This is a genomic window from Methanobrevibacter ruminantium, assembly GCF_016294135.1.
GTDB lineage: Archaea > Methanobacteriota > Methanobacteria > Methanobacteriales > Methanobacteriaceae > Methanobrevibacter > Methanobrevibacter ruminantium_A.
On sequence record NZ_JAEDCO010000055.1, the window covers coordinates 1 to 7,363 of the forward strand.

The following is a 7,363-nucleotide window of genomic DNA, read 5'->3' on the forward strand; positions in this document are numbered from 1 at the left end:
ATTGGTGTATTCATGAAATATGATTATTTAATTGTAGGATCAGGTTTATTCGGCTCTGTATTTGCATATGAAATGACTAAAAGAGGCAAGAAGTGTTTAGTCATTGAAAAGAGAGACCATATTGGAGGAAATGTTTATACTGAGGAAGAATATGGTATAAATGTGCATAAGTATGGAGCACATATATTCCATACAGATAATAAGGATATTTGGAATTACATCAATCAATTTGCTGACTTTAATCGTTACACAAATTCCCCTGTGGCTAAATACAAAGGCGAATTATACAACCTTCCTTTCAATATGAATACCTTTTATCAGATGTGGGGTGTGAAGACTCCTGAGGAAGCTAAAGCAAAGATTGAAGAGCAAAAAAGGGAAGCCAATATCAGTGAACCGAAGAACCTTGAAGAGCAAGCTATTTCCCTTGTCGGACAAGACATCTATGAAAAGCTTGTAAAAGGATACACAGAAAAGCAATGGGGAAGAGATTGTACAGATTTACCTGCTTTCATCATTAAAAGATTGCCTGTTAGATTTACTTTTGACAATAACTATTTTAACGACTTGTATCAAGGAATTCCAATTGGGGGATACACAAAAATAATTGAGAAGATGCTTGATGGAATCGAAGTAAGATTGAATACTGATTTCTTTGATAATAAGGAAGAGTTTTTATCAATGGCTGAAAAGGTTCTCTTTACAGGAATGATTGATCAGTATTATGACTATTGCTTTGGAGAGCTTGAATACAGAGGGCTTGACTTTGAGTTTGAAACCCTTGATATGGAAAACTATCAGGGAAATGCAGTTATCAATTACACTGATAGGGAAACTCCTTTTACAAGAATAATTGAACATAAGCACTTTGAAGGTGCTGAATCTGACAAGACAGTTATTACAAGAGAGTATCCTAAAGCATGGGAAAAAGGAGAAGAGGCTTATTATCCTATGAATGATGAAAGGAATAGTAAACTCTTTGCTAAATATAGAGAATTGGCAGACAAGGAAGATAAGCTTATCTTTGGTGGAAGACTTGGAATGTATCAGTATTTTGATATGTGGAAAGTCATTGAAGAAGCTTTAAAATTAGCAAATAGTTTATAATAATGAAAAATATATTTTAATTAGGAAGAAAATATGAAGATTCAAGTTTATGTAGTATCACATAGTGAAGAAGATATTAGAGATATCGATGCAAATGATGTTTATGTACCTCTTTTTGTAGGAAGAGATGGAAAAGACAACCTCAGTTTTGTCAGTGATGATACTGGGGACAATATTTCAAGTAAAAACTCTTCCTATTGTGAACTGACCGGTTTATACTGGATGTGGAAAAATAGTGATGCAGATATTATTGGTTTGGTTCATTATCGACGTTACTTTGCTAATTGGAGATTAGGAAAACGTCTTGAAAGAAAGGATTTGGAAAAGATTTTTGAGGAATATGACATTATTCTACCTAAAAAGACAACTGCACTTTTAGGTTCAGTTTATGAAGATTATGGTCATTGGAATTATGCAAAGGACCTTGATTTATGTGAAGAGGTAATTGCTGAACAGTGTCCGGAATATCTTGAAAGCTATAAAAAGGTCGTGAACGGTAAGGAACTTTATTACTACAATATGTTTATAGCTAAAAAAGAAGTCATTGATCCATATTGTGAGTGGGTTTTCCCAATTCTTGCTGAAGTTGAAAAAAGAGTGGACATGACTGGATATGATGATTATCAGAAAAGAATTTACGGATTTTTAACTGAAAGGCTTTTTGATGTATGGATGGATAAACAGAACCTTAAAGTTAAGGAATCTGATCTTAAATTGAAAGGTTTAAGGTTAATTGTTTATATGTGGTTTGTGAAAATACCTATTGTCCGATGGGTTTATGTGCATATTTATGCTGGTTTGTTTCATAAAGCTATGAGGCGTTAGTTTTTTTTCTTCAATTTAATATTTTTTACAGATTATTTAATGAAAAGGTGTCCTTGTCTTCATATAATAATGTTTTTGCTAAAATTTTTAAAATTCTGTAAAAATGGTTTAATATGGATTTTTATTTTAAAAAAGATAAATTTTAGTGCTTATAGTTAAACTTATAAGGGATTATTTAGAAAAAAATTAACTAATATTATTGTTGGAATATCTGCAGAAAATTTGTTAATTAAGTAATTTATCATTATGCAGAGAACTTTTTAATTTATTAATTATTTTTTATGGTTGGATGTAATGATGGAAATGGATTTTCTGAAGGAACTTTTAAAAGAAATTTTAAAAAAATCATTTTTTAAATTTATAAAATTGACTTCTTTTACAAGAAGATATAAGTTTGAGGACAGATCTAAAAATTCAGATACTTTATGTATGATTTTAGCGGGTTATAAAGAGTTTACATGGGATATTGTTTTCAAAAGAATAAAAGAATTTTCAGATGAAAATATGGATATTTGCATAGTTTCTTCAGGTTTGTATTCTGAAAGATTAAGTAAAATTGCACAAGAGAATGATTGGTCATATATTTCGACTAAAAGAAATTCCATTCCTTTAATTCAAAATATGGCATTAAAACTTTTTCCCAATGCAAATTATATTTATAAGTTAGATGAAGACATTTTTGTGACAGAAAACTTTTTTAAAACAGTTAGAGAAACTTATGATAATGTTCAGGAGAAAGGGGAATATAATGTGGGATTTGTAGCTCCAATCATTCCGGTTAATGGTTATGCTCATGTGAAATTACTAAAAAAATTAGATTTGGTAGATTATTATGAAAAACATTTTGAGAAAATCAAATTTGCTGCAGGTCCGGATAGATGCATAGAAACAAATGTGGATGTGGCAAAATTTATGTGGGGTGAAAATGGTTTAGTTCCACATATTGATGATTTGGATAAAATGTTGCATGATATGCCTTTTAACTATTCTGCATCTACTGTAAGATTTAGTATTGGAGCTATTTTTTATCATCGAGATTTATGGGAAAAATTGCCCTATTTTAGAGTGGATATCACTAAGGGTTTAGGTGTAGATGAAGTTCAGTTATGTTCATTTTGCATAACCCATTCTAAAGGAATGATTATTTCAGAAAATACTGCTGTCGGTCATTTATCATTTGGTCCACAGAATCATGAAATGGAAAAGTTTTTCAAAGAAAATCCCTATAAGTATCTTATTAAATGATAAAAATTTGATGAACAAAGCAATTCATTATTTTATAATAACTTTAAGTTTATAAATTTCTAAATTAATTCTGCATGTGAAAATATGAATCAGATAAAAACTATATTTAAAAATGTTAGTTGGGTCACTTTATCTCAAATAGTTACAAATGTTTTTGCATTTTTTTGGACAATCCTCATTGCAAGATATTTGGGAGTAACACAATATGGGATTTTTTCATTTGTACTTTCTTTAGTAATGATTATTGGAATTGGTGAAGACATAGGTATTACAACATACACCACTCGGGAATTAGCACGTAATAGGTCACTCACTCAAAAATTTATAAATAATATTTTGCCAATAAAATTAATCTTATCTTTAATTTTACTAGTATTAACAATAGTTTCATTACATCTGTTAGGTTATGATTTATTAACTCTTGAATTAACGTTCATTATATTCTTTGAAACAATATTCTTAACTAATGCTAATTTTTTATCAGGAGTTTTTCAAGCGCATGAAAACTTAAAGCCAAGTTCTATTGGATCAATAATATGTAGTTCAGTATTGCTCACTTCAACTGTTATAGTGGTGATATTCGATTTAGGGGTTGTTTGTATAGCTATTTCTTATGTATTAGCGAATTTATGTTTCTTTGCCTATTTATTTAAAAATATTTGGAATGTTTTCGAATTTCCAAAATTTGATTTTGATTTTAATTTTTGGAGAAAAGCTATTCTAAAATCATTACCCTTCGGTTTAACTATGTTTTTTTATGGTATTTATTTCTCTATTGATGTTGTTATGATTTCTTGGTTGGCAAATGATTATGCAACTGGATTATATAATGCAGTATATAAAATTATTTCTGTATTTTCAGCATTTTATTTAGTTTATCAATATGTAATTTATCCATTAATGAGTAAATTATATTCTAAAGATCCAAATCTTTTAAAATTAAGTTTTAATCAATCTATTAAATATTCATTATTGATTTTATTGCCGATAATTATTGGAATGTATTTCTATTCCCCATATCTAATTGATTTAATTTATACTAATCAGTATGCTTTAGCTTCTCTGGCTATGCAAATACTTATTTGGGCAGTCATATTTTTATTTATTAATGGTGTAGCAACATCCTTGCTAAATTCTATAGGAAAAGAATTCAGTGTAACAAAAATCTATATTATGGCCGCTATATTTAATGTTGCTTTAAATTATTTATTAATTCCGAAATATACGTATATCGGTGCATCAGTAGCTACTGTGTTAAGTGAAATATTAATTTTAGGGCTTATGATGTATGCAATATCTAAAACTGACTATAAACCTGATGTTTCCTTATTAAAAACAGTTATAAAATTAGTCATTAGTGGAATGATCCTAGGCATTGTTTTATATTACATTAATGTTTCATTATGGTTAGCAATCCCAATTGGTCTTGTTGTATATGTTTTTGCTTTATTTATCACTCATTCTATTGATGATACTGATAAACTCATAGTTAATGAATTATTGAATAGATAATTTTCATATTTTAAAACTATAACTATTTTATAAAGGAATCATAAATAGTATTATAGTAATAAATTTATCTAATTTTTTTATTTTTCATAATACTCTTCGGGTGTTTAAATATGGGTTTATTTGACAATATTAGAAGTTTAGGCGGTCGTAAATCCAATAATTCAAGACCAGTCATATATGCTTCTACTATAAGCAAATTGAACAGAAAGTTCAAAAATAGGGAAAAAGCAACCTCATATTTAGCTTCTAATATGCACAATTTTTATATTTCATCATCCAAATTCAACAAAGGGCTTCAAATCAAAAACCTTTTTAGGAAAGTTGAAATTGAACTTCCAGATGACGGTTTCATCTATTTTTTGGATGAACTGAAAAACTTGAATTTTGATGGAAAGGTTTTAAATGGTGTTACAGTAGACTACTCTAAAATCTTAAGTGCTTCCATTTATGATTATAATGAAATCTATTTCCATCCTAAGGGCGCTCGTGGATTTGCCCGTGATTTAAGTTCTGATTTTAATAATGATCAATTAGATATGCTTGATGGCATAGAATTACTCATTTATGAAATCTCAAAAAAGCTAAGAGTTTCAAATCATAGCCAAAGGGCTAAATTTGCTCGCTATTTTGAAGATATGATTGATAAGAAAGCTGAACATTTTGAAGAAGCTCTGCAGAGAATTCTTTTCTTCAATCAATTGCTTTGGCAAACTGGACATAATTCAAATGGTCTGGGAAGGCTTGATAAGATACTTGAGGATTACTATTTTGATGATATGAACAGTGGTGTTCTATCTCAAGAGGAAGCATATGATTTGATAAATGACTTTTTAAAAATCTTGCATTCATATTACTGGTATAAAAGCGATGAATTTTTAGGAGATACTGGTCAAATTATTGTTCTTGGAGGAAAATATGCTGATGAGTATGGGGAATACTATTTCTATAATGACTTGACTTACATGTTCATTCAAGCCATAAATGAATTACAATTGCCAGATCCGAAAATTGTACTTAGGGTAAGTAATGAAACACCACGTGATTTGATGGAATTGTCCTTGGAGACTCTCAATACTGGAATTGGAAGTCCATTGTTTTCAAACGATGAAGTCATTATTGATAAATTGGTGGAATTCGGCTATTCCAAGGGGGATGCAGCTAACTATGTTGTTTCCGATTGTGGACAGCCTTCTATAGTTGGAAGTGACTTGGGACAGAACAACATCAAATTCCTGTCCTTTTTAAAGCCATTAAATGACTTTTTCGATAGCGAAACAGACAGGTTTTTAGACAATGTTCTCAGTTTTGATGAGCTTTTAAATTCATATAAGTACTATCTTAAAAGAGATGCGGAATTAATAATTAGTTCTTTAGATTCCATTGAATGGAATGAAGACCCATTGATTTCCTTATTCACTGATGACTGCAATGACAATAGTGCAGACATATCAAAATGCGGAGCCAGATATAATGATTATGGAATCACTACTCTTGGACTTGCAAATGCTGTAAACAGTTTATATAATATTAAAAGGCTCGTCTTTGAAGAAAAAAGGTATACTTTAAACGAATTGAATAAAATGAGAAAGAATAACTTTAAAAAAGATAGGTATCATGCCACATTCAATGAGTTAAAAAACATGAGGCCTTGCTTTGGCTTAACCAACAAAGAAATATTGGACATTGAAAATGAGATTGTTTTATTCCTTGAGGATTGCCTTAAGGATTATGCTAATGAATTTGGAGGCAAAATTAAATTTGGATTAAGTGGTTCTTCCCATATAAGTGCAGGTAGGGATACTTCTGCTTCATTTGATGGTAGAAAAGATGGAGAAGCTTTATCTTGCAATATCTCTTTTGATTCCAATAGGGATTTCACTGAAATATTTGGTTTTGCTTCAAAATTGGATTATGGTGGATGCAAAATCAATGGAAATATGATAGATTTAATCTTTCCTTCAAACTATATTAAAAACAATATTGATAACTTTTCAGACTTTATTTATTCCAGCATCAATTCAGGCATATTCCAGTTGCAAATAAATGTATTAAGCAGCAAGGTTTTAATTGAAGCGAAAGAGGATACTTTAGCGTATCCTAATTTGATTGTAAGGGTTTCAGGTTTCAGTTCCTACTTCAATGATTTGCCTGAGGAATATCAGGACTTCCTTATAGGAAGGGCTTTAATGAGTGAAGGAAAATAAAATAGTTTATTTCTATTTTATCCATTTTCTTATTTTTTAAAATTTAAATGCTAATTAAAAAAATTTATCTAATCGATAATTAAAACTTAAATAATAATTAAACTAATATTAAATTATAAAACTATTTTTTAAAGTGATTAAATGAGTTATGTTGAAGAATCTACCGTAATAGATGAAACTATCTATGATTTGATTAATCATGCTTTCGATAATGAAAGAAAGTACAAGGAAGCCAAATATAGGAATTCCATTTTTACAGAACATAATGAATACTTTGTCAAGACAGATGATGGATCATATAGTATCAAATCAAAGGAAATAAACCATAAGGTAGAGACATTGCACACTTCAACAGGAGCAATAAGTGAATCATTTGAAAAGTTCATAAAGCCATTGAAACTCAACTATGACGATAACATAGCTATTCTAGACATCTGTGCAGGACTTGGTTACAATTCATCAGCAGCTAT

General features: G+C 29.6%; 5 protein-coding genes and 1 pseudogene. All 6 read left to right on the forward strand.

The features are described from left to right. Positions 1-1,107: UDP-galactopyranose mutase (gene glf, locus VW161_RS08415; protein ID WP_325192918.1), on the forward strand; the 1,107-nt coding region annotated here is incomplete at its 5' end. Positions 1,108-1,140: 33 nt separating this feature from the next. Next, positions 1,141-1,932, forward strand: a complete 792-nt coding sequence (locus VW161_RS08420; RefSeq protein WP_325192919.1) for a DUF4422 domain-containing protein — start codon at positions 1,141-1,143, stop codon at positions 1,930-1,932. Between the two features lie 294 nt (positions 1,933-2,226). Continuing rightward, a complete protein-coding gene (locus VW161_RS08425; RefSeq protein ID WP_325192920.1) occupies positions 2,227-3,177 on the forward strand; it encodes a hypothetical protein in 951 nt (316 codons plus the stop codon). Positions 3,178-3,261: 84 nt separating this feature from the next. Further along, positions 3,262-4,689, forward strand: coding sequence for a flippase (locus VW161_RS08430; protein ID WP_325192921.1), 1,428 nt, complete (start codon positions 3,262-3,264; stop codon positions 4,687-4,689). Positions 4,690-4,799: 110 nt separating this feature from the next. Beyond that, positions 4,800-6,893, forward strand: a complete 2,094-nt coding sequence (locus VW161_RS08435; protein WP_325192922.1) for a pyruvate formate lyase family protein — start codon at positions 4,800-4,802, stop codon at positions 6,891-6,893. Between the two features lie 141 nt (positions 6,894-7,034). Beyond that, positions 7,035-7,363, forward strand: a pseudogene (locus VW161_RS08440) (MnmC family methyltransferase); the annotation flags it as partial.

Excerpts from the sequence above, each read along its gene's own strand:
- VW161_RS08420 (WP_325192919.1), top strand. The coding sequence starts at position 1,141 with ATGAAGATTCAAGTTTATGTAGTATCACATAGTGAAGAAGATATTAGA.
- VW161_RS08425 (WP_325192920.1), top strand. The coding sequence starts at position 2,227 with ATGATGGAAATGGATTTTCTGAAGGAACTTTTAAAAGAAATTTTAAAA.
- VW161_RS08430 (WP_325192921.1), top strand. The coding sequence starts at position 3,262 with ATGAATCAGATAAAAACTATATTTAAAAATGTTAGTTGGGTCACTTTA.
- VW161_RS08435 (WP_325192922.1), top strand. The coding sequence starts at position 4,800 with ATGGGTTTATTTGACAATATTAGAAGTTTAGGCGGTCGTAAATCCAAT.